At 44.9% G+C, this 780-nt stretch carries 2 protein-coding genes; both read left to right on the top strand.

Translation table 11 applies throughout. The features are described 5' to 3' along the window. On the top strand, window positions 1-366 hold a 366-nt coding region (locus tag VZ95_RS27625), incomplete at its 5' end, for a hypothetical protein (protein ID WP_232302771.1). A 10-nt stretch (window positions 367-376) separates the two neighbouring features. Then, on the top strand, window positions 377-780 hold a 404-nt coding region (locus VZ95_RS24545), incomplete at its 3' end, for a hypothetical protein (protein WP_156995444.1).

Below are 780 nucleotides of genomic sequence, written 5' to 3'. Positions count from 1 at the left end.
TTTTCAAAATTAAAAATAGGAAAAATTATAAATTACCCAATCGAAGAAATTGCCAAAAATAATTTCAAAGACTATGTCACCATAATTAAAAATAAGAAACTTTTATCCATTCTAAACAAAGACTATGAAACAATATCATTAATCTATTTTCGAGATAATAAGAATAATTACTGCACTATATTTCAAACGTTCTGGGAGGAAAAGCACAGCACAACATCCTTAAGCAGTATAAATGGCTCTTTATGTACATCAAAAAATCGCCCAATGCCCCCAGATGCTCTTGAAACGATACTAACGCACATCACGCATTTGCTCGGCCCCTCCGATCCCCCGCTCGACATCGGCACCATGCCGGTTCCCCAATAAGGCCCCCGCTATGATCCGGATTACCGCCTTTATACTCTGTCTCGGGTTGATGGGCTGCCAAAGTGGCCCGGCACCAACGCCGGTATCGCCTCCCCCGCCCCCTCAAACCGCCTGCGAAGAGCATGACCGCGAGAACTTCAAAGCGCCGCCGAAACAAATTCCACGAATCCCCAATCGCGGTGAATTCGACACCTCCTCCTCGAATGCCTCACTCGGATTTTATTTGAAAGGCTGGAGCGATGCCCCGAAACGGGTAACATGGGGCCGCGCCGCAATTATGGCCGTTTGGCAATATAGCTGGTCCGAAACTGAGGATTATTGCTTATTTCATCTGAACTACACTGAGTTAAAAACAGTTTTCAAACCTGATAATGAGCCTTTGAAACCTAATAGCAGTTTCGGTATCCCCGACAC

The sequence above is a fragment of the Elstera litoralis genome (assembly GCF_000963705.1).
Lineage (GTDB): Bacteria > Pseudomonadota > Alphaproteobacteria > Elsterales > Elsteraceae > Elstera > Elstera litoralis.
The sequence above is the reverse complement of the archived record's forward strand: the minus strand, read 5'-3'. Positions and strand labels throughout refer to the sequence as shown.